This window comes from Vagococcus luciliae (assembly GCF_024637875.1).
Lineage (GTDB): Bacteria > Bacillota > Bacilli > Lactobacillales > Vagococcaceae > Vagococcus > Vagococcus luciliae.
Genome location: NZ_CP102451.1, coordinates 1,942,359 through 1,966,127, shown reverse-complemented (window position 1 = coordinate 1,966,127; position 23,769 = coordinate 1,942,359). Strand labels below are relative to the sequence as shown.

Annotated in this window: 20 protein-coding genes; 18 read left to right on the top strand and 2 right to left on the bottom strand. The window is 32.6% G+C overall.

What is annotated here, in order from left to right:
• Positions 1-7: 7 nt before the first annotated feature.
• The 3 genes from macP to G314FT_RS09530 are packed head-to-tail and all read left to right on the top strand — an operon-like array spanning position 8 to position 1,440.
• Positions 8-178 (top strand): cell wall synthase accessory phosphoprotein MacP, encoded by a 171-nt coding sequence (gene macP, locus G314FT_RS09540; RefSeq protein ID WP_257701037.1) that lies wholly within the window; start codon positions 8-10, stop codon positions 176-178.
• 12 nt (positions 179-190) lie between these two features.
• Positions 191-883, top strand: a complete 693-nt coding sequence (locus G314FT_RS09535) for a 5'-methylthioadenosine/adenosylhomocysteine nucleosidase (protein ID WP_257701035.1) — start codon at positions 191-193, stop codon at positions 881-883.
• Positions 884-894: 11 nt separating this feature from the next.
• Positions 895-1,440, top strand: coding sequence for a cysteine hydrolase family protein (locus G314FT_RS09530; RefSeq protein WP_257701033.1), 546 nt, complete (start codon positions 895-897; stop codon positions 1,438-1,440).
• A 46-nt stretch (positions 1,441-1,486) separates the two neighbouring features.
• Here the strand turns inward: G314FT_RS09530 and G314FT_RS09525 are convergent, their stop codons facing one another.
• The gene (locus G314FT_RS09525; protein ID WP_257701031.1) at positions 1,487-2,491 is read right to left on the bottom strand and encodes a YeiH family protein; all 1,005 of its coding nucleotides are present in this window, start codon (positions 2,489-2,491) and stop codon (positions 1,487-1,489) included.
• Between the two features lie 108 nt (positions 2,492-2,599).
• Between G314FT_RS09525 and G314FT_RS09520 the strand changes: the two genes are divergently transcribed.
• Complete coding sequence (locus G314FT_RS09520) at positions 2,600-3,427, top strand: LysR family transcriptional regulator (protein WP_257701029.1); 828 nt, start codon at positions 2,600-2,602, stop codon at positions 3,425-3,427.
• Between the two features lie 2 nt (positions 3,428-3,429).
• Here the strand turns inward: G314FT_RS09520 and G314FT_RS09515 are convergent, their stop codons facing one another.
• A complete protein-coding gene (locus tag G314FT_RS09515; protein ID WP_257701027.1) occupies positions 3,430-4,896 on the bottom strand; it encodes a helix-turn-helix domain-containing protein in 1,467 nt (488 codons plus the stop codon).
• Positions 4,897-5,197: 301 nt separating this feature from the next.
• Here G314FT_RS09515 and G314FT_RS09510 point away from each other — a divergent pair, with 301 nt between their 5' ends.
• The 14 genes from G314FT_RS09510 to G314FT_RS09445 all read left to right on the top strand — a co-directional run bounded on the left by G314FT_RS09510 (position 5,198) and on the right by G314FT_RS09445 (position 23,737).
• Positions 5,198-6,622 (top strand): amino acid permease, encoded by a 1,425-nt coding sequence (locus G314FT_RS09510; RefSeq protein ID WP_257701025.1) that lies wholly within the window; start codon positions 5,198-5,200, stop codon positions 6,620-6,622.
• Between the two features lie 11 nt (positions 6,623-6,633).
• On the top strand, positions 6,634-9,087 hold the full coding sequence (locus G314FT_RS09505; RefSeq protein WP_257702552.1) for a YhgE/Pip domain-containing protein: 2,454 nt from the start codon (positions 6,634-6,636) through the stop codon (positions 9,085-9,087).
• 65 nt (positions 9,088-9,152) lie between these two features.
• Complete coding sequence (gene gad, locus G314FT_RS09500) at positions 9,153-10,538, top strand: glutamate decarboxylase (protein ID WP_423837506.1); 1,386 nt, start codon at positions 9,153-9,155, stop codon at positions 10,536-10,538.
• A gap of 160 nt (positions 10,539-10,698) precedes the next feature.
• Positions 10,699-11,361 carry a hypothetical protein gene (locus tag G314FT_RS09495; RefSeq protein ID WP_257701023.1) on the top strand — a complete coding sequence of 221 codons (663 nt, stop codon included), beginning with the start codon at positions 10,699-10,701 and terminating at the stop codon, positions 11,359-11,361.
• A 20-nt stretch (positions 11,362-11,381) separates the two neighbouring features.
• Entirely contained in the window at positions 11,382-11,624 is a 243-nt protein-coding gene (locus tag G314FT_RS09490; RefSeq protein ID WP_257701021.1) for a hypothetical protein, read from the top strand.
• Between the two features lie 141 nt (positions 11,625-11,765).
• Positions 11,766-13,283, top strand: a complete 1,518-nt coding sequence (locus G314FT_RS09485) for an AcpB/EbpR/MafR family transcriptional regulator (RefSeq protein ID WP_257701019.1) — start codon at positions 11,766-11,768, stop codon at positions 13,281-13,283.
• Positions 13,284-13,446: 163 nt separating this feature from the next.
• A complete protein-coding gene (locus tag G314FT_RS09480; RefSeq protein WP_423837505.1) occupies positions 13,447-14,961 on the top strand; it encodes a flavocytochrome c in 1,515 nt (504 codons plus the stop codon).
• A gap of 161 nt (positions 14,962-15,122) precedes the next feature.
• The gene (locus tag G314FT_RS09475) at positions 15,123-17,936 is read left to right on the top strand and encodes a sigma-54-dependent transcriptional regulator (protein ID WP_257701017.1); all 2,814 of its coding nucleotides are present in this window, start codon (positions 15,123-15,125) and stop codon (positions 17,934-17,936) included.
• Between the two features lie 140 nt (positions 17,937-18,076).
• Positions 18,077-18,592, top strand: a complete 516-nt coding sequence (locus tag G314FT_RS09470) for a mannose/fructose/sorbose PTS transporter subunit IIB (protein WP_257701015.1) — start codon at positions 18,077-18,079, stop codon at positions 18,590-18,592.
• A gap of 17 nt (positions 18,593-18,609) precedes the next feature.
• Positions 18,610-19,596 carry a mannose/fructose/sorbose PTS transporter subunit IIA gene (locus tag G314FT_RS09465; protein ID WP_257701013.1) on the top strand — a complete coding sequence of 329 codons (987 nt, stop codon included), beginning with the start codon at positions 18,610-18,612 and terminating at the stop codon, positions 19,594-19,596.
• Between the two features lie 21 nt (positions 19,597-19,617).
• The gene (locus tag G314FT_RS09460) at positions 19,618-20,436 is read left to right on the top strand and encodes a PTS mannose/fructose/sorbose transporter subunit IIC (RefSeq protein WP_125957540.1); all 819 of its coding nucleotides are present in this window, start codon (positions 19,618-19,620) and stop codon (positions 20,434-20,436) included.
• A gap of 18 nt (positions 20,437-20,454) precedes the next feature.
• Positions 20,455-21,366, top strand: a complete 912-nt coding sequence (locus G314FT_RS09455) for a PTS system mannose/fructose/sorbose family transporter subunit IID (RefSeq protein WP_257701005.1) — start codon at positions 20,455-20,457, stop codon at positions 21,364-21,366.
• Between the two features lie 102 nt (positions 21,367-21,468).
• Complete coding sequence (locus G314FT_RS09450; RefSeq protein ID WP_257701003.1) at positions 21,469-21,846, top strand: DUF956 family protein; 378 nt, start codon at positions 21,469-21,471, stop codon at positions 21,844-21,846.
• Between the two features lie 229 nt (positions 21,847-22,075).
• A complete protein-coding gene (locus G314FT_RS09445; protein ID WP_257701001.1) occupies positions 22,076-23,737 on the top strand; it encodes a peptide ABC transporter substrate-binding protein in 1,662 nt (553 codons plus the stop codon).
• Positions 23,738-23,769 lie beyond the last annotated feature (32 nt).

The window sequence follows — 23,769 nt, the reverse complement described above, 5'->3', positions numbered from 1 at the left end:
GTTTATCATGTCGAAAGAAAAACAAAAGAAAGCAGAAACAAAGTCACAACAAATTTTAACAAGAAGTCGTGTAAGAGAGCATAATAAAAACGAACAACGTAATGCATGGTTAAACAGAGCGATTGTGATTATCGTCATATTATTAGTCATTATGTTGTATGCTATTTTTAAACTGTAAGGGAGTTTATGTATGAAAATTGGAATCATTGGGGCAATGGAACAAGAAGTTGTGTTATTAAAAAACCAACTAGAAAATAAAAAAGAATGGCATGAAGCAGGTGTGTCATTTTATTCAGGGAGTATTGGAACACATGAGATTGTAGTAACACAATCAGGTATTGGCAAAGTTTTAGCTGGGTTAACAGCGACGTTACTAATTAGTCATTATCATGTTGATTGTTTAATTAATTCAGGATCTGCTGGTGGTATTGGTAAAGGTTTATCAATTGGAGATATTGTCATTTCTGATAAATTAGCTTATTTTGATTCGGACGTTACAGCGTTTGGTTATGAATATGGGCAAATGCCACAGATGCCATTATTTTATGAAGCAAGTAATCAACTCATGAGTGTAGCGATAAAAGTAGCTGAGGATAAACAATTAGCAACACGCATTGGGTTGATTGTTTCAGGAGATACATTTGTCCATAGTCAAGAACAAATAGCCCACATAAAAAAACATTTTCCTGATGTTTTAGCTAATGAGATGGAAGGCGCGGCGATTGCTCAAGTGGCGCATCAATATAAGTGCCCATTTGTTGTGATTCGTGCAATTAGTGATGTAGGCGATGAAAATGCTAGTGTAAATTTTGATGAGTTTATTATTGAAGCAGGAAAAAAATCTGCTGAAATGGTCATTGAATTAGTGAAACAAATAAACTAAGGAGTGAAGACATGGGAGCTTTGATATCAATAGATTATACAAATGATTTTGTTGCAAGTGATGGGAAATTAACGACTGGTGAATTCGGTCAAGCCATTGAAACAGAGATGGTCCGTTTAACTAACCAATTTATTGACGATGGAAATTACATTGTTTTTGCTATTGATTGTCATGATGACACAGATAAGTATCATCCAGAGAATAATTTATTTCCTCCTCATAATATTTTTGGAACAAAAGGAAGAGAATTGTATCAAGGATTAAATGACGTGTATCAACAAAATAAGGGAAAAGATACGGTGTATTGGATAGATAAACGTCACTATTCAGCCTTTAGTGGCACAGATTTAGACATTCGATTAAGAGAAAGAAAAATTGATACACTTCATTTAGTAGGGGTGTGTACAGATATTTGTGTGTTACATACCGCTATCGATGCTTATAATTTAGGATACAATATTGTAATTCATGAAAAAGCTGTCCAAAGCTTTGATCAAGTTGGTCATAAATGGGCTTTAGGCCATTTTAAAAATACGCTTGGTGCGACAATTATTTAAATCAAAAAGCAAGCTCCTATTGATTTTAGGGCTTGCTTTTTATCTGTTAAATGGATAATAATTTTATTAAAGTAATGGCAACAATCGTTTGAACAATTCCTACACTTCCAGCATACGCTAAAAATCGAGGGCCTTCTTTAAAAAATTCTTTTGCGTTAATCCGTAATCCAATAGCTGCTAAAGCAGTAATTTCAAACCAGCCACTAATTGAGTGCGTTGTTTGGCTTAATATAGTTGGAAAATGAATGACACTATTTAAGACACAACAAATGATAAAGCCAATGATATACCAAGGAAGCGGAAATTTTTTCTTAGCCTTTTCTTGTATTGCTAGGTTGTTGTCTGTTGATTGGTTAGCAATTTTTCCAAAAGCAAATACAACAATCACTAAGAACATGATCCGTAAAATTTTAAATAAAGTTGCCATTTCTACAACTTGTGAACTAACCATATTGGCACTGGCAATAACTTGACCGACTGATTGAAGCGTTCCACCGATTAAAGCACTTTTTGCCATCACATTATCTGTAAAAACTGTACCACCAATAATAGGAAGAGTCAGCATCATCACAGTTCCTAATAAATTGACTAAGGTAATAATTTGTCCTTTTTCTTTATCTTTAGCCCCAATTTCTGGTGCGATTGCACCAATAGCTGATGAACCACATACAGCATTTCCTCCTGCCATCAGCAATGACATCGTCTGGTTAAATTTTAATTTTTTTCCAATAAAGTAAGCTGATAGAATCGTTAGTGTCATTTGACACATAATAAATAGAATACCAGAACCCCCAATTTGTACAATAGTTTGAAAGGTTACGGTAGTTCCAAGTAGAACAATGGATAATTCCAATAGTGTTTTTTCTGAAAATTTAGTTCCCTTTTGCCAAACTGATTGATTAAAAAAAAGATTTCCTAATAAAATACCTAATAAAATAGCAATGGTTCCAGCTCCGAGTGAAGGTAACCATATGGCGAGTATTTTTGATACGCTAGCAATCGCTAGGGATAAGAGAAGACCAGGGTAGATAGTTTGTTTCAATTGTTTCATATTCATTCCTCCAAAGTTAACATAATTTGATTATACTGGTTTAGTTTACATTTTAAAAATAAATAGTTAGAATATTAACTATTACAAAAACAAATAGTAGGTGTAAAGATGTTTAAATTGTTTTTAACATTTAAAGAAGCATACGAGACGAGAAACTTTACAAAAGCGGCTGAAAATTTATTCATTTCACAACCGGCTGTTTCTAGTCAAATGAAACAATTAGAAGAAGAACTAAATTGTAAATTGTTTATTAGAAAAACGAAACAGGAGATGTCTCCAACAAAAGAAGCAACTATCCTGTATACAAGGCTATTAAATTTAGAAGATGACTGGTTAGAAACCAAGAGATTGATTAAACAGGTTGGAAATAATCCAGTAAAATGTGTTATTAGTGCATCGAATACTTTTTCTATCTATTACTTACCTGATTTAATGAGTCGGTTAGTTAAGAGATTTCCTGAAGTATATTTTGAACTTGATATGCATAATTCCGAAGAAGTTCTGGAAAATGTCTTACAGCATCGAGCGCATTTTGGATTTATTGAAAAACCATTGGAAACAGGTCCTGTATGTCGAAAAGAGTTTTTAACAGATGAGTTGGTGATTGCTGGTAATCTTGAGAGTGATCTGTGGTTGTGCCGGGAAGATATTTCAGGTGTATATCATTATACCAAGCGTTATTTTTTACAAGAAAATATTCAACCAAAGCGTTTATGTGTAAAAAATAATGAAATGATTGTGAGATTACTTGAAAAAGGTATTGGAAAAAGTATTATTTCACGTGTGTCAGTTTCTAAACATATGCCATATCAAGAATTGGGTGTGAATTATAAACGTTTATTTTATTTTTTAAAAAAAGATTATCTGACACATCCCATATTATTAGAAATTGAAGCAGTCATTGAACAGTACGCAAAAGAAAAAGGCGGAGAATGAATTCATTCTTCGTCTTTTTTTTGTTTTTCTTTAATGATGGTCTCTACTTTTTGAAGAAAGGTTAGGTTAAGTGGAAATTTTACCATAATAATGGGTGTACCTGTGTAGAGCGAATGTTCACTTGTTTCATGAAACGGAGTTAAGACAATATCTGTCCGCTCTTTTGAGTAAGAGTCTTGATAGTTTATTTGATGATTAAAATATAAATCCAAATATTCTTTCATTTGCTTTTGGTGCAGATAGTCAAATGCTGGTTCTATATGAATCGATACGACTTTATATAGGTGTTTTGAATCAACAAAATAAAGAAAACGAAAAAAATATTGTTGTAAAAGAATCGTTAGTTGACTATTCGATATAAAGCCTGTTTCAATCAAATGTTTTTTGATAACCTTTGTAAATTTTGCAGTGATGATAGGGTATTGTTCTAAATCATAGTGAACAGTGACACCATATTTATATTCGAATACCAATTGATTAAATACCATTGTAACAAAACTAGTATAGAAAATATCTCTCTTCATTAAGTAAATATCCTCATCTGATAAGGGGCGAAATAATGGAAATAAATCACAAAAAATTAAATCAGTTATTGTCATTAGTTCTAATTGATTTTCATTAAAAAAATTGTAAACAAGATTGGTGTTCTGTTTTCTATTTAGCTCTTCATCAAGTGTCATAATATAGAAAAAATAAGCAATTTCTTTTTGATTAAAAACGTAATAATGATGGAATAATTCTTCAACATAAGGATAGATAGGATGAGAAGCTAGAAAGCGATTGAATTTATCACTAATGATAATAAGTTGATTGAAACCAATTCGCTGTAAATGAATTAAAAAAATATTGATCGTTTTTTGCTTTTTAACATCAGATATTTGAAAATTTGCTTTTTTTAAAAAATCATCAAAGTTCTGTTTTAGTTCCTCATAATTTATACCGTCGAGTAAAAAATAAGCATTTCGACTAACCATTGTATCAAATAAAGCAATGAAATATCTTATTTTACGTTCGTCACCAACTAATTTTAAATGAACTAAATCAATTCCATAAACGTGACAGGCTTCTCTAATTCGTTTGAGATTTTTTCTAACTGTTGTTTCACTTAAAAAATGTATTTGGCAATAGTTTGTTACGGAGACGATTCGTTGATTAATGATGTCGTTTAATAGGATCATAGTTTGACTACTTTGAACCACGAATTTTTTAAAATCTTCAAAGTCATTTGAATAGTCAGTAATTTTTATTCCTTTAATTTTTAGATAATCAATAGAAAGTTGATTTTCTGTTATTAAATCATACTCTTTTTTTCTTTCTAAAATATCTTTTATGTAATGTTGGACTGTCCTTTCAGAGATTGCTAATTCTTTAGATAGGTAGGACGTTTGTGTCCAATCGTAATGATTGTAAATGATATTAATGACAGAGATAGTCATTTTTATTTTGGGTTCAAGTAATAAATCAATCAATGATTTCATTCCTTTCAAGAAAATAAATCAGACATACTAATGAAACAAGTATAATCTGTTTTATAAAAAAAGACAATTCGCATAAAAATTGATTTTAGGTCAATAAAATCAAAGTTTTTTAGTTTTCTTTTCATTAGATGTTCTAAGTTAAGTATGAATTAAGCGATATACTTATCGTTGCTATAGAGATAGAAGATAGGTTAATAATATCAGCACTTACAATGCTATTTGATATTTGACGTATTGTAAAGAGATTTAACAAATCAATTATTTCTAATGTTTAGTAGAGAGGATTTAAATCATGCAGAATACAAAAAAATTATCTTTATTCAGTTTTTTTGCCATGACGGCTTCGTTATTTATCACAGTCTATGAGTACCCAACGTTCGCTGAATCGGGGAAGACACTTATTTTTTTCTTATTAGTATGTGGTCTATTCTGGTTTTTACCAGTTGCCTTATGTGCAGCAGAAATTGGTACTGTAGAGGCATTTGATGGAGGAGGAATTTTTGGATGGGTAGGTAAAACTTTAGGGGAAAAATTTGGCTTTGCGGCTATTTTCTTCCAGTGGTTTCAAATCACAGTTGGTTTTGTGACGATGAGTTATTTTATCATAGGGGCTTTATCATATGCACTGAAGTTTCCAGAGATGAATGATAATAAGCTCATTAAATTTTTAGTGGTAGTTTTAATTTTTTGGTTATTAACATTTTTACAATTTAAAGGGACAAAAACCACATCTCAAATTGCAAAAGCTGGATTTGTAATTGGGATTATTATTCCAGTTACAGTTCTACTGATTTTTACCATTAAATATGTTGCTACAGGTCATGCTGTAACACATTCATTTTTAGATAAGTCATTTTTTCCTAATAAGCAGACATTTTCATCTTTAGTGACCTTTATTTTAGCTTATGTTGGAGTGGAAGCATCCGCCTCACATATTAAATCACTTGATAATCCACAAAAGAATTATCCGTTAATGATGATTTACTTAGTTATTACAGGAATCGTATTAAGTACTATTGGTGGCACGACTGTTTCAATGGTTGTACCGGTTAAACATCTATCTCTTAATAGTGGGGTCATTCAAGCGTTTGAAGTTCTCATTTTAAAAGGTCATCCAGAATTGTCTTGGCTAGTTGAAATACTTGCGATTATGTTGGCTTTTGGTGTGTTAGCTCAAGTTAGTTCATGGATTGTCAGTCCAACAGAAGGCCTGCGTTATGTTGCCGATCAAGGACTACTACCAAAAAATTGTCAAAAAATAAATAAAAATGGGGTACCAACAACACTATTAATCATTCAAGGAGTGATTGTTACCATTTGGGCTGCCGTTTTAACTTTTGGTGGTGGAGGAAATGCTGTGTCATTTTTAACAGCCATTTCATTGACAGTCGTGATTTATTTATGTGGCTATTTATTATTTTTTATTGGGTATTTCGTTTTAATTTTTAAGAAATCAAATCAAGGATTAAAAAGAGCTTATGAAGTACCAGGAGGAAGAAAAGTAAAAGCGTTGTTAGCAAGTTTGGGTATGGGAATGTCTTTATTAGCATTAGTTTCTTCCTTTATTGCGCCAAGTGAATTAAAAGCAAATGAAGCGAAAACCTACTTAATAACATTAGCTTTTAGTTCTGTTATAACCGTATTGTTACCATTTGTGTTCTATCACATATATGGCAAAAAACATTCAATTAATTTAACTAATAAAGAAAGAAAGTGATTAACGTGCAAATGATTAAACAGGAATTTAAACAGTTATTTCATAATAAAATACTATTAATTTCTGTGATAGCTATCTGTTTTATTCCGATATTATATTCGAGTGTATTTGATAAATCTGTTTGGGATCCATATAACCGTTCGAGCCATTTACCTGTTGCCGTGGTAAATGAAGATCAACCAGTTGAGATGTTAGGCCAAAAAGTTGATGTTGGGAAGAGTGTCATTGATGAATTGAAACATAACAAACAACTTAAATGGGAATTTGTTGATGCAAAGCAAGCAATGGATGGCATGAAGGACTTGAAATATTACATGATTGTCACGATTCCAAAAGATTTTTCAAAAAATGCGACGAGTCTTTTAAATCCTTCTCCTAATCAAATGGAAATTCAGTACACAACAAATGGTTCGCTAAATTATATTGGATTGGATATGGCACAAATTGGCGCGAAAGAGTTGGAAGCGAAAGTGCGAGAAAGTGTGACCGCAGCTTATGTTAAAACAGCTTTAGCACTTGGTCAAAAGGGTAAACAAGATTTGATAAAATTGACGAATGGCTCAAAAGAACTTGCAATAGGCAGTAAAAAACTTGATAACGGTTTGGGTGAATATACGAATGGTGTGTCTACTGCAGCTAATGGCTCAAATACATTAGCAAATGGTGTAAATGAGTTAGCGTCTAATGTTTCTCCGTTAAAACACGGGGTAACGGAATTACAAAATGGTGCGACACAATTATCTAATGGACTAAACGAAGTCAATGACAAACTTCAACCACTCTCAGGGAAATTAAATGAAGTTGGAAGTGGTGTGACAGATTTACTAAATGGTACAAAAGAGTTAGAAGCCAGTTTAAGAAATGTGGAAGCCAGTTTATCAGGATCTTCAGCTAATTTGTTAAAACAAGATATTGAAAAGATTAATCAACAAGTTGAATCAGTTTTAAATGATTCAAAAGAGTTGAGTGAAGTTTCTAGTGTATCAACTGCCTTATCAGCTGATTTAGTTGGATTAAGTAATCAATTATCAGGGTTTAGCCAAGTGATTGGAAAAATCAATCAGACAGTCTCTCAGGACACACAACAATTTGAACAAGTATTAGAAGGTATCATTCAACAAAATAGCCGAATAAGTGATGATATTAAACAAGAGTTGATTGCACAACTATCACAGCAAGTTACTAGCTTCTCAACACAATTAGTGACAGATATTAAAAGTTCTTCAGCTGACATTGATGGTATCGTTAGTCAAGTTCAAACAGGACTAAATGGTGCAAGTCAGCAAGCAAAATCATTATCACAACAAGCAACAATGATGAGTCAATTAGCTAAGGGATTGTCAGAAAATACAGGAGAAATGAAAGAATCCATTTCAAATATAAAAGCAGGAACCACTGATTTATTAGAAAGCTTTGGTAACAATGTTAATTTAGCCAACACTCAAAATGTATTGCATGAATTAGAAACAGGATTATCTCAAGTGGATAACCTAGTGAATGAAGCACCTGTTGCGTTAAATGGTATTAATCGTTTGTCAGCTGGAAGTGATGCCTTAACAAATGGATTAAACACGATGTCAGGTAAAATGCCAGAATTAATATCAGGCGTTACACGTTTAGATGGTGGAGCCAATGAATTAAGCCAAGGACTCACAAAATTAACCGATAACACACCGAAATTAATGAGTGGAGCCAATCAACTAAGAGTTGGCGCAACAACAATGGCAAGTGCTTTAACACAAGCAGATAAATTAGTTAGTCGTTTGAAATTTAATAATAAAAACGTCAAAATGTTCGCAGCACCAACAGGATTAAAAAATATTGAATACAGTAAAGTAAAAAATTATGGTCAAGCATTAGCACCATACATTATGTCACTTGCGTTATTTGTTGGCTGTATTGTATTCAACTTTATCTTCCCAATCAGACGTGTTTCAATGGAAGGTCAATCCAGTCGCGATTGGTGGTTAAGTAAAGTCGCGATGGGATTTGTCGTATCAACGATTATGGCAATTATCGAAGCGACTATCATGTTGTTATTAAAATTACCCGTCGATCAAGTTGGCAAACTTTATCTAGTGGGAATTGTAACGGCATGGAGTTACATGTTCTTGATTATGTTTTTAGCGATGACATTTGATAATCCAGGTCGATTTGTTGCGATGATTTTATTGGTGTTACAACTTGGAGGAGCTGGAGGAACATTCCCATTACCATTACAGAATAGTTTCTTTAATGCCATCCATCCTTATTTACCAATGACCTATTCCATTTACGGATTTAGAGAAGCCATCTCAAGAGGGATTGGCGCACCAATGTTTAATAGAAGTATTATCACCTTATTATGTATCTTTATCTTCTTTGTGATACTTTTAAGATTTTCAATGGATTACTTACAAAGAAAACATTTAGAAAATATCTCTGCTTTAAATGATAATCAAAAATTACAAGCATTAGAAAAATAATTATTGCCTAAATGAGATTGTTATCTCGTTTACATATATATGAATGAAAATTAGGAGGTCTAGTTATGACTAGCGAAAAAAATCAATCAGTTGTACCAATCTTTGGATCAAATGCATCAGAAGAAGCAGTAATGTTAGATAAAATGAGAATGGATCCAATCAATCCATCTATTGCTTATCGATTAATAAAAGATGAATTAATCAATGAAGGAAATGCTCGACAAAATTTGGCGACATTTTGTCAAACTTATATGGAACCAGAAGTGACGGCTATTATGGCAGAAACAATGGAAAAAAATGCTATTGATAAATCTGAGTATCCCCAAACGGCAGCTATGGAACAAAAATGCGTGAAAATGATTGCTGATTTATGGCATGCACCAAACCGAGATCGTGTGATGGGGACTTCAACTGTTGGCTCAAGTGAAGCTTGTATGCTCGGTGGGATGGCGATGAAATTTAGATGGCGAGATCGTGCTAAGAAAAATGGATTAGATATCAATGCAAAACGACCAAACTTAGTTATTTCATCAGCTTATCAAGTATGTTGGGAAAAATTCTGTGTATATTGGGATATTGAAATGCGTGAAGTCCCAGTTGATAGTGAGCATTTAAGTATCAACACAGATACTGTCATGGACTATGTTGATGAGTATACGATTGGGATTGTCGGTATTTTAGGTATTACTTATACTGGAAAATTTGACGATATTAAAAAATTAGATGAGCTGGTTGAAGAATACAATCAAACACACAATCAAGACTTAGTGATTCACGTGGATGCAGCAAGCGGTGGTTTATTTGTACCATTTATCGAACCAGATTTATTGTGGGATTTTAGATTGAAAAATGTGGTTTCTATCAATTCATCTGGTCATAAATACGGCTTAGTTTATCCTGGTGTTGGATGGGTGTTATGGAAAGACGAAGAGTATCTACCAAAAGAATTGGTTTTTGAAGTGAGTTATTTAGGTAGTGTTATGCCAACAATGGCGATTAATTTTTCTAGAAGTGCTAGCCAAATTATTGGGCAATATTATAATTTTTACCGCTTTGGGTTTAATGGATACAAAGAAATCCACGAGCGAACAAAAAAAGTAGCCATGTCTTTAGCTAAAACCGTTGAAGAAACTGGACTTTTTAAAATGTTTAATACAGGAGAAAATTTACCAATCGTTTGTTTCACGTTAAAAGAGGATGCTAATGTAGAATGGTCACTGTATGACTTGTCTGATCGTTTACAAATGAGAGGATGGCAAGTTCCATCTTATCCATTTCCTAAGGATATGCAAGACACGATTGTTCAACGATTTGTGTGTCGTGCAGATATGGGTCAAAATATGGCAAACGCTTTTGCAAAGGATTTTAATGCAGCGATAAAAGAATTAAGTCAAGCAAGAATTTTATGTCATAAGGAACCGGTTAAAACAACGGTGAAACCTGAGCATTAATTAGATAATGAATAAATTGTGAAATTGTATTTCATAATGTATCTAAAAAACAGAAAATATTATTCATAAATTAGATAAAATTAAAAAATATAATATATATTGTAAATTAATTAAATAACTAATTCTTATTAGACATTAGTTAAATTCAGGAGGAACAATTATGAAAAAAACAGCATTATTAAGTGTCACTGTCGGAGCAACATTATTATTACTATTAGGTGGATGCGGTTCTAAAGAAGAAGTAAAAGGAACCGTTGAAGCAGGTACAGTATCATCTACAACTGAAACATTAAAAGATGGTGAAAAAGTTGATGTCGAAAGTGTTAGCTTAAAAGATGATGGTTCATTTAAAGAAATCATTAAAGGGGACAATGATCCTAAAGTAAAACTAGAAGCAAAATATGATACTGATTGGCAAGATAAAAGCTGGGAAAATGTCGATTTTAAAATCGATAAAGTGAAAATTGTCGAAGTAGATAAATACAAAGATAAAGAAAACAATGAATACAAAGGTTTAATGTCTATGGACTTCACTTTGAAAAATGATGGAAAAGAAGATGTTAGCATTCATCCAAGTGACGCTGTCTTAGTATTAAAGGATGGCACAGAAATTACAGGTAAACATTTCAGAGATTACTGGGAAGATATTTTTGCTAAAGATAAACAAAAAGACGGCCATGTTTACTTCACTTTCGATAAATTAGATCAAGCTGACCAAGTCAAAGAAATCAAATTAACTTTTGATGGACACAAAAAAGGTGATGACAGTGATAAAGTGGAACACACTTATGATGTTAAATTACCTTTAGAATTACAAAAATAATCAAACAGGAGTGATAACAAATGACAGATTTTGCTAAAAAAGAAGAAAAAGCTATTAATAAGATTTCTGATGTATTATGCAATCTTGATGAAACACTAGCTAAAATTAATGATGAAATGGAAAAAGGTCATGAAAAATCAGTAAAATGCTGGTTTGAAGAAAAGAAAGCCATTCATGAAATTAAAAAGATTTTACATGAAATTGATAAATACGATAATTATAACGAAAAAGAATTAGACAATCTTGTTGATGAATGGGACTAAAAAATAAATGACAGTTTAGTCGACATCTTTTTTAAATAAATAGATATTGGGCGGGGTAATGAAAATTATTCCGCTTAATTTGTACCTTTTACTTGGTCTGTCACTTTGTTTACTGTCATAAGATATAGGAGCTATTGAAATATGGAAACAGATTTATTTATGTTATTAGATGCAAATAGTCGAAATATTTTATCTATTTTTTCAATCATATCAGAAAAAAATGAATGGTATAGCATGCATGATATTAGTGAAAAATTGAATGTTGTGGAAAGAACCATTCAACGCTATGTGATTCAATTAAAAGATTGCATTGAACAGTTTAATAAAGACGAAAAAGAAGAGGACAGATTGTATTTAAGTTACGAAAAATATAGAGGTGTCTACCTAGAAACCCCTAAAGGTCAAGGATTGAATCGATTTAAACAATTAGTCTTAGAACAAGATGAAACTTTTATGATGTTAAAACAAATATTTTTTGAAGAGTTCCAATCAGTGACCAAGTATTCAATGGATCATTTTATCAGTGAGAGTAAGGTCAGAAAAGGACTTAAAAAAATTCGTCATTATTTGAAAAGATATCATTTGTCTTTATCCAATATTAATTTTAGGATAGTGGGAGAAGAAAAACAAATTCGATTGTTGACTTATTATTTAACATGGTATGGTTTTAAAGGAAATGACTGGCCCTTTAAACAAGTTAGTCAATTAAAGGTTTATGAAGTAGTCGATGAGTTGAATCAAGCATTAGAGATGTGTTTGACTCAAACACAAAGGAAACAACTTGCTTATATGCTAGCTATTAATTTGTTCAGATTAGGCAAAAATCACGTAGTTACATTTGAAGCTGAATGGAAAGATTATGTCAATATTAATCAGATTTTAAATCAAGCTCCCTTTTTAGAACTTCTTTTTTTAAAAAGACAGCAAAAATTAACAGCTGAAATTTATTTTTATTTACTACTAATTCAACTTAGAATGAATATCTATCAATGTGACAATTTAACAAGACAAGTGTTGGCTTATCATAAAAAAAATAACTCGGATGTATTTGCTGTAACCAACTCACTGGTTGAGACATTCCATCAAGAACTATTGCCTATTCCCAAAAACTATTATGAGTCTTTTTTTCTAACAACGTTTTGTACCCATCTATTTTGTAAATTATTTCATCATGTATCTTTGACAATGGATGGACGTTATATGTTGGATGATACACAGGAAAAATACACCGTACTATATTCAGAGTTACATTGTCTAGTGGATAAGGTTTATAATCAAACTAATGATTCGATATTTTTACAAAAGCGTTTTTTAGTTCAAAAATACATGCTATTATTTTCTATGATTAAACCATTGACCTATTTTGAACCGACCATTTGTATTTTATTAGAATGTGATTTGCCATATTTAACGAAAACGTTATTAGAAAGAGATATTACATATCGTTATTCTGGAAAATACCATATTGAATTTATTGATACATGTGACGCTAAAGAAGCAGATGTTATATTAACAAATGTTTCAAATATTTTTGATTGCAATGGCTGTATGGCTTCAACGATCCAATATTTTGATTTTCCGTTAACTTTAAGAGATTACGAAGAATTGGATAAATTAGTTAAGAGCATATATCAATGTAAATACGTTATGATAGATTAAATAAAATACTTTTTTAAATAACAAATGAAAAAAGCCTTATCTTCATTAAAAAAGAATAAGTTGTGAAATAATCGTTAAACTTTTTGTTGTTAAAATAGCAGATTTAGGGTATTATTTTCTAAGCATGTTAGTAATTTAACAATTAAAAAAGGGGATTAGATTTATGAAAAGTAAACTATTCAAATCATTAACCATTAGTTTTGCTACTTTAATGATGCTATCTGGTTGTGGGGGACAAAAAACAGCTGATAAAACAGCACAAAGTACATCAACAAAATCAAGTACATCAGATGTTACATCTGGTGCGTCAGAACAAAAATACACTGATCCGAAAGATTTAAAAAATGAGTATGATATTATTATTGTTGGCGCTGGTGGAGCAGGAATGTCAGCGGCTCTACAAGCTAAAGAAGATGGTAAAAATCCAGTTATTTTAGAAAAAATGCCAGTAGCTGGTGGGAACACAATGAAAGCTTCAAGTGGAATGAATGCTTCAGAAACAAAATATCAAAAAGAAGCTGGCATTAAAGATTCAAATGATAAATTCTATGAAGAAACACTTAAAGGTGGACACGGAACAAACGATAAAGAATTATTACGTTACTATGTTGATCATTCAGCAAGTGCCATTGATTGGTTAGATTCAATGGGTATTAAATTAAACAACTTGACTATCACTGGTGGGATGAGTGAAAAAAGAACTCATAGACCTGAAGATGGATCAGCAGTTGGTGAATACTTAGTTCATGGATTATTAAATAATATTCATGAAAAAGACATTCCAATTTTTGTTAACGCTGATGTAACGGAGATTTTAGAAAATGATTCAACAGTTGATGGCGTTAAAGTAACGGTTGAAGGCAAAGAAAAAGAAGTGCATGGTAAAGCTGTTGTTGTGACAACTGGTGGATATGGAGCTAATCCAGAAATGCTAGAAAAAGAAAAACCTGAACTTAAAGGGTATGTCACAACAAATCAAGAAGGCAGTACCGGTGATGGTATTCGCATGATTGAAAAACTTGGAGGACAAACAGTTGATATGGATCAAATCCAAATTCACCCAACTGTTCAACAAGACAAAGGAGTATTGATCGGTGAAGCTGTTCGTGGTGAAGGTGGTATTTTAGTTAGTCAAGAAGGTAAACGATTCACAAATGAAATGGGCACACGTGATAATGTATCTGCTGCTATTACAGCTTTACCTGAAAAATCCGCTTACTTAATTTTTGATGCTGGAGTGAAAGAAAGAGTCAAAGCAATTAACTTTTATGAAAAACAAGGATTTGTAAAATCTGCTGATTCAATTGAAGCATTAGCTAAAGAAATTGATATGGATGGTAAAACACTTGATACAACTGTGACTGATTGGAACAAAGCAGTAGAAGCAAAATCTGATAAAGAATTTTCTCGTGAGACTGGTATGGATAATGAGTTAAACAAAGGTCCATACTATGCTATTAAAATCGCACCAGGTATCCATTACACAATGGGTGGTGTAAAAATCAATGATAAAACAGAAGTGCTGAATAAAGACAATCAACCAATTACTGGATTGTATGCTGCAGGAGAAGTGACTGGTGGATTACATGGAAGTAATCGTATTGGTGGAAATTCAGTCGGTGATATCATTGTATTTGGTCGTCAAGCTGGAGAACAATCAGCGAAATTTGTTAAATAATTAGTGTTTTAAGAGTCTCGATAATCGAGTCTCTTTTTTTAGAGATTAGTTTTTTTTACAATCGTTTTATATAAAAGAGACATAAAAAAGCGATTTTAATTTTGCTGTAATAATACACTAGTATACAATGATATTAGTGTATCATTTATAGGAGGAAACAAATGAAACGAATTGATCAGGTTTATAATTATGTTGTTAACCAAACAAAGAATCTTTCCCCTACCAATTTAGCTAGCGAATCTGGAGTTACAACAAAAGAAGTTGCTGAATTTTTAAAAATTCAGCGTAGTAATGCTAGTAAAGATCTAAATACATTAGTAAGAGAAGGAATTGTAGAAAAGTTAGATGGTAGGCCAGTCAGATATGTTGTCAAATCGATTTTTCAACATGAACCCCTATCAAAGTATGTTCCAAGTTATCAAGAAGAAACTGATGCGACAAAACTTTCTAAATCTAATTTAATTTATTCTGATGATATTTTTAAACGAATTATTGGCATTAAGGGTAGTATGAAGAATGCTATCATGCAAGCAAAAGCGGCTATTTTATATCCACCAAATGGATTAAATTGTTTGATTACAGGTCCAACAGGATCTGGAAAAACCTACTTTGCTCATACTATGTTTCAATATGCTAAACAGCAACAGATAATAGATGAGAATAAAGAATTAGTAGTATTTAATTGTGCAGACTATGCTAGTAATCCAGAATTATTAATGAGTCATTTATTTGGTCATATAAAGGGAGCTTTTACAGGAGCAGATGAAGAAAAAGATGGTTTGATGACTTTAGCAAATAATGGGTATTTATTTTTAGATGAAATTCATCGATTGCCACCAGAGGGACAAGAAATGATTTTTTATTTTATGGATAATGGAAAATATTCAAAATTAGGAGAGTCGACTAAAACAAGAGAAGCAAATGTCCGTATTATCTGTGCCACAACAGAAGACCCTAACTCAGCTCTGTTGAATACATTTGTTAGGCGAATTCCTATTACTATTAAACTTCCAAACTTTAAGGAAAGAAGTGCAAAAGAAAAAGTCGAATTAGTAAAAAATATGATGATTATTGAAGCACAACGTATTAATCGACGAATTATTTTAACGGAAGACGTGATAAAAGCATTGATTGGAAGTGTGTCATATGGAAATGTAGGGCAATTGAAATCGAATGTTCAACTTGTCACGGCACAGTCATTTTTAAAACACATGGATCAACAGGATGTCACGATTACGATGGATGAATTAAATGATGGGATAAAAGAAGGACTCGTACATTTAGCCAGTGATCGACATACAATGGCTGAGTTGACACAGTTATTAGAATCAAAAATGATAATTTCGCCTAATGAATCGTTTGAGACTTATGAAGGGGATAGTTATGAACTACCTTATAATTTATATGAAATCATTGGTGATAAAGCAGCATTATTAAAAGAAGATGGGTTTAACCAAGAAGCCATCAATCATTTTATTACAACGGATATTAACGTTCACTTGAAATCATTTTACCGTAATCATGGCTTTAATTTTGATTCAGAAAATAAATTAGGAGAAATCATTGATAGTAAAGTTATTAAAACAACGCGTATGTTGTATCAATACGCTGTGGAACAAGCAGGTTACAAATTTGAACAAAATTTTTTATATGCAATTGGCCTTCACATTAGCTCTTTTTTGAATCGTTATAAAGAAGGTATCCAAATAGAAACTGGAAATGATGAAAATATCATTAAAATGATAGAAACATATCCGAAAGAACATCATGTGGCAAAAGTGTTTAAGCAAATTATTGAAGAGGAACATCAGGTTATATTGCCTCAATCTGAAATCAATTATTTAACTGTTTTGTTGATTTCTTTAAATGAATCAGCGAAGGATGGGAGAATAGGGATTGTTGTTGCAGCTCATGGTAGAAGTACTGCTTCAAGTATGGTGGAAGTTGTCAGTCAGCTGTTAAAAGTAAATAATATTCGTGCCGTAGATATGCCTCTTGACATGTCTCCTACTGAAGCATTAGATAAAGTCATACATGAAGTAAGTGAAGTAGATGAAGGAAGCGGAGTATTGTTGCTAGTAGATATGGGATCTTTGACAACTTTTACAGAGGATATAAAAGAAAAAACTGCTATTAATGTTAAAATTATTGACATGGTGACAACAGCATTAGTTTTGGAAGCCGGTAGAAAAGCGAGTTTACTTGAAGGAGATTTAACAGATTTATATCAATCTCTAAGTTATTTTCACGGATACCATGCAAAGGATACATCTGAAGTAAGCGTTGAAAAGGACAAACCACAAGCAATATTGGCTATTTGTGCATCGGGGCAAGGGACAGCACAGCGAATGAAGGAATTAATCAATGATTACCTTACTTTATATATGGAAGAAGATATTGACGTAATCACAATGTCAATAGTAGATTTAGAAACGACATTACCATTGGTACAGGAAAAATACCATTTATTAGCAAGTACAGGAATTAAGAATCCTAATTTATCCGTTCCGTTTATTACAATGGATCAACTATTTTCTAAAGAAGGTCCGTCATTTATTGGAAATATCGTATCTCATACATTTACATCTGACGAAGAATTTACGTTAACTGAAGATAAGGCTAAAAAAACATGTGTAGATTATATTAATGATTATTACACTTTTATTAATGCGACTAAATTAATTGAGCCATTGTGGACAATTTGTCAGAAGGTTGATCGAAATATTTTATCAAATAAAAAAGAGTATTCTTTTTATATCTCTTTAACCATGCACTTATCTGGAATGGTTGAACGCATATTAAGAAATGATACGCTGTCAGCAACTACCTCAGAATTAAATCAATTAGAGAACAAGAACTATATTGATTCATTAAAATCAAGTCTAAGTTTATTAGAACAATTGTTTCAGCTAGAAATACCAAATGATGAGTTAGTGTATGTTGTCAATATTATAGAGAATCAATTAAGTTTATAGTATATATACACTAAAGATACACTGTTCTAAGTGTATCTTTTTTGTGCTTTATTAACTGATTTAATAGTTTTTTGAAAAGTTGGCATGAATTTTGCTTATATATTTATAGAATGTTTAAAATGAAGAAAAGGAGGCATCATATGGATATTCGATTAGTTCGTATTGATGACAGATTGATTCATGGACAGGTTGCTACAGTCTGGACAAAACATTCAAAAATAAATCGTATTCTTGTTGTTAGTGATGATGTGGCACAGGATGCCCTTAGAAAAACATTACTTATTCAAGCAGCACCACCTAACATTGTTGTTAATGTGATTCCAGTGAAAAAAATGATAGAAATCTATCATGATCCACGATTTAATGATTCTATTAAAGCAATGCTATTATTTACGAATCCTTCAGACGTTAAAAAAGTGGTAGAATCTGGTGTGAAAATTGAAACACTCAATGTTGGTGGAATGAGTTATCAAACTGGTAAACATATGATAACCAACGCTGTGGCAATAGATGACAAAGATGAGGAAGCTTTTGTTTTTTTAAGTAATCAAGGAATAACTATTGATGTCAGAAAAGTTGTTTCTGATAGTCCTGTTGATTTGATTCATTTATTAAAAAAGAATCAATTAAAAACTGACAAAAAGAAAATGATATAAAATAGGAGGTCACAAATATGGTTGGAATTATTTTAGCAAGTCATGGTGAGTTTGCTAAAGGAATCTTGCAATCTGGTTCAATGATTTTTGGTGAACAAGAAAATGTTAAAGCCGTTACATTGATGCCTAGTGAAGGTCCAGATGATGTTAAAAGAAAAATTATCGAAGCAATTGACACATTTGATCAGCAAGAGGAAGTCCTTTTTTTAGTTGATTTATGGGGAGGTACACCATTTAATCAAGCAAATACACTATTTGAAGAACATAAGGACCATTGGGCAATTGTCAGCGGATTAAACTTACCAATGTTAATTGAAGCATATGCGATGAGATTATCAGAAACAAGCGCTCATAAAATCGCGTCTCAAATTGTAACAACAGGAAAAGATGGAATCAAAGTTCGCCCAGAAGAACTTGAACCAGAAGAAGAGAAAAATGAAGTTGCTCAACCAGAAGCACAAATGGGTTCAATCCCACCAGGAACAGTCATTGGTGATGGGAAAATCAAATTTGTGTTGGCACGTATTGATTCACGATTATTACATGGTCAGGTGGCAACAGCTTGGACAAAAGCAACCAATCCAACACGTATCATTGTGGTATCGGATTCAGTTGCAAAAGATGATTTACGTAAGAAACTAATCGAACAAGCAGCACCACCAGGAGTAAAAGCAAATGTTATTCCCGTGAAAAAAATGATAGAAATTGCAAAAGATCCACGTTTTGGTGGAACACGTGCGTTATTGTTATTTGAAAATCCGGCAGATGTTGTTCGTGTTATTGATGGTGGCGTGAAGATTGACGAAGTAAATGTTGGGTCACTTGCCCACTCTGTTGGAAAAGTTGTAGTAAATAAAGTCCTTTCTATGGGACAAGATGACGTTAAAGCTTTTGAGCAATTAAAAGCTGATGGTGTTAAATTTGATGTTCGTAAAGTACCAAATGATTCACGAGCTAATATGGATGAGTTGGTTAAAAAAGCAAAAACTGATTTAGGAAAATAAAACATTTATAGGAGGGATATCATGTCTGTTATATCAGTCATTTTAGTTATTATTGTAGCCTTTTTCGCAGGTATGGAAGGTATTTTAGATGAATTTCAATTTCATCAACCATTGATTGCATGTACATTAATTGGATTAGTTACAGGTCACTTGGAAGCAGGAATTCTTTTAGGAGGATCATTACAAATGATCGCTCTAGGTTGGGCAAATATTGGAGCAGCAGTGGCACCAGATGCAGCACTTGCTTCAGTAGCATCTGCTATTATTTTAGTTAAAGCATTAGGAGCTCAATCAATTTCTGTTAAAGATGCAGTGTCATCATCAATCGCAGTCGCTATTCCATTAGCAGTCGCTGGATTATTCTTAACAATGATTGTCCGTACATTAGCTGTACCAATCGTTCATATGATGGATAAAGCAGCCGAAGAAGGAAATATGGGTAAAATTGAACGCTTACACATTATGGCTGTATGTATGCAAGGAATTCGTATTGCCATTCCAGCTGCAGCACTTTTATTTATTCCAGCTGAAACGGTGCAACACTTTTTAGAATCAATGCCAGCTTGGTTAACTGAAGGTATGGCAATTGGTGGGGGAATGGTTGTAGCGGTAGGTTACGCTATGGTTATTAACATGATGGCAACAAAAGAGGTATGGCCATTCTTTGCAATGGGATTTGTTATTGCCGCAGTTTCTGATATTACGTTAATGGGATTAGGTGCATTAGGTGTGGCATTTGCGTTAATTTATATTAACTTATCTAAAATGGGTGGTTCTTCATCTTCAGGTGGAGGAAGTAACACAGGTGACCCATTAGGCGATATTTTAAATGATTACTAATTTAGGAGGAAAGAAAAAATGGCAGAAAAGATAGAACTATCAAAAAAAGATCGCTTGACTGTTGCTTGGCGTTCAACATTTATCCAAGGTTCTTGGAACTATGAACGTATGCAAAATGGTGGTTGGGCATTCTCAATGATTCCAGCAATCAAAAAATTATACAAAACAAAAGAAGAACAATCAGACGCATTAAAACGTCACTTAGAATTCTTTAACACACATCCATATATTGCTTCTCCTATTTTAGGTGTAACATTGGCTTTAGAAGAAGAAAGAGCTAATGGATCTGAAATTGATGACGTGGCAATTCAAGGGGTTAAAGTTGGGATGATGGGACCATTAGCCGGTGTTGGAGATCCTGTTTTCTGGTTTACGCTACGTCCAATGCTTGGAGCGCTTGGTGCATCTCTTGCATTAGGTGGTAGTATTCTTGGTCCAATTATTTTCTTTGTGGCTTGGAACTTAATTCGTTGGGGATTTATGTGGTACACACAAGAATTTGGTTACCGTGCTGGATCAAAAATTACAGATGACTTATCAGGTGGTTTATTACAAGATGTGACAAAAGGTGCTTCTATTTTAGGGATGTTTGTCTTAGCAGCCTTAGTAGAACGTTGGGTATCAATAGACTTTAAACCAATTGTTTCCAAAGTGCCTCTTGATAAAGGAGCTTTTGTTGATTGGGCTAATCTACCAAGTGGTATGGCAGGCGTTAGACAAGCTTTTGAAGAAGTCGCACAAGGTAGAGCGTTAAGTGATGTTAAAGTGACAACATTACAAAATAACCTGGATCAATTAATTCCAGGTTTAGCACCATTATTATTAACATTCTTCTGTATGTGGTTACTTAAGAAAAAAGTAAGTCCAATTGTTATTATCATCGGTTTATTCGTTGTTGGTATCTTAGGTCATGTGATTGGGTTACTATAAAAAATAAGTTTTAAGAGGTCTTATATAGGCCTCTTTTTTTAAATAGTAGCTATTTTTTGATATAGTGTTAAAAGAAAAGTGAAAAGTAAAGGAAGTGACTTGATGGTTCAGTCTCTTAATACAAAAATCGATTTAGTAATAGATGCAACAGCATTTACTGGTTTGACAGATTATGGGGAGATTATGATAGGTGATAAGGGGTTTGAATTTTATCATGGACGTGATCCAAGAAAATTTATTCAAATACCTTGGGAAGAAGTTGATTATGTTATTGCTTCTGTTATGTTTAAAGGTAAATGGATTCCAAGATATGCTATTCAGACTAAAAAAAATGGAACCTATACTTTTTCTTCTAAAAAACCTAAAATGGTCTTACGTGCTATAAGAGAGTATGTTAATCCAGAAAGAATGGTTCAATCGCTTGGATTTATGGATGTTGTTAAACGGGGGATTAGAGCAAAATTTGGTAAGAATAAATAATAAAACTTTCGGCAAAATGAGTTTACATTCATTTTGCCGAAAGTTTTATTATTTATGAAATGAAATGCTATGCTAAATGATTATTTAAAAGTCTTTTAATATAGTAAAATAAATCTCTTATAAATTAAATTTGAAATATCATTGATTTTATCATCACAATCATATATTATATTCATTATATTATTAGAATAATCTAATTTATTTTTAATTTAAAAAGGGGGAGCACTAGATGAAAAAGAAAATGAAGTATTTATTAATGTCAGTAACAGTTTTAGCGTTAGCGGCTTGTGGAAATGATACAGCAAAAACTGAAGATAGCACAAGTGGGAAAGAGGAATTAGCAGATGAACAAGTTTTTACAGTAAATGTACCACAAGAGATGCCTACGGCTGATTTATCCTTGAGTACAGATGTAATTAGTTCTGTTGCTTTAAATAACGTTTACGAAGGAATTTACAGGTTAAATGATAAACAAGAGTTAGAACCAGCTGGTGCAAAAGAAAAAGTAAAAATTAGTGAAGATGGTCTAACGTATAAGGTGAAGCTTCGTGAAGACTCAAAATGGTCAGATGGAGAGCCAGTTACAGCAAAAGATTATGTTTATGGTTGGCAACGAACTGTTGATCCAAAAACTCAGTCCGAATATGCTTACTTACATGGAGCAGTTAAAAATGCAGAAGCAATCACGGCTGGTAAAAAAGATAAGAGTGAGTTAGGTATTAAAGCTGTTGGAGATTATGAATTAGAAATTACTTTAGAAAGACCAACTCCTTATTTTGAAAAGTTACTATCATTTTCTACATTCTTACCACAACGTCAAGATATTGTTGAAAAATATGGAGATAAATATGCTGCAACAAGTGAAAATGCTGTATATAATGGTCCCTTTGTGCTAGCAGAATTTGATGGACCTGGTACAGACACAGAGTGGTCATATGAAAAAAATGATACGTATTGGGATAAGGACAATGTGAAGTTAGATAAGATTAAAGTAAGTGTGGTTAAATCTGATGCAACTAGTTTAAGTCTTTATGAAGATGGACAAGTTGAAGATATTAAACTGAATGGAGAGTTAGCACAGCAAATGGCTAATAGTCCAGATTTTGTGACTGACAAACAAGCGGGTGTTCGGTATTTAGAGTTAAATCAAGATAAAAAAGATTCACCTTTTAAAAATGAAAATTTCAGAAAAGCAATAGCTTATTCAATTAATCGTGAAGCATTAGCTACTCAAATTTTATCAGATGGTTCTGTGGCTGCTGAAGGATTGGTTCCAGATGGTGTCGCTGATAGTCCGACAACTAAAAAAGATTTTACAAAGGAAACAAAGAATAAAGTTTCTTATGATGCAACAAAAGCAAAAGATTATTGGGAAAAAGCGAAAAAAGAATTAGGAAAAGATAAATTTGAAATAGGTATTTTATCTTCAGATGATGATTCGACTAAAAAAGCGACTGAATTTATTAAAGGATCACTTGAAGATGAGTTAGATGGTTTAAGCGTTGAATTAAGTCCAGTCCCTTTTGCAGTTCGTTTAGATCGTTCTAACTCCGGTGATTTTAGCACAGTGTATGGTGGTTGGGTAGCAGATTATGCTGATCCAAGTAGTTTTGTTGATTTATTTGTTACAGGAAGTTCATATAATAGAGGAAAATACTCAAATACTGAATATGACAAAAAAGTAGAAGCAGCAAGTGTAACAGACGTATCGGATCCAGAAAAACGTTGGCAAGATATGGTTGATGCTGAAGATATTATCCTGGAAGATATGGGAATGATTCCATTAATCCAATCTGCTGAAGCACATTTAAGATCACCAAAAATTAAAAATGTAGTGGTTCATCCAGCAGGCGCTCGTTATGATTATAAATGGGCATACAAAGTAAAATAGCCTAATGATAGATCAATCACTAGACTACTTAG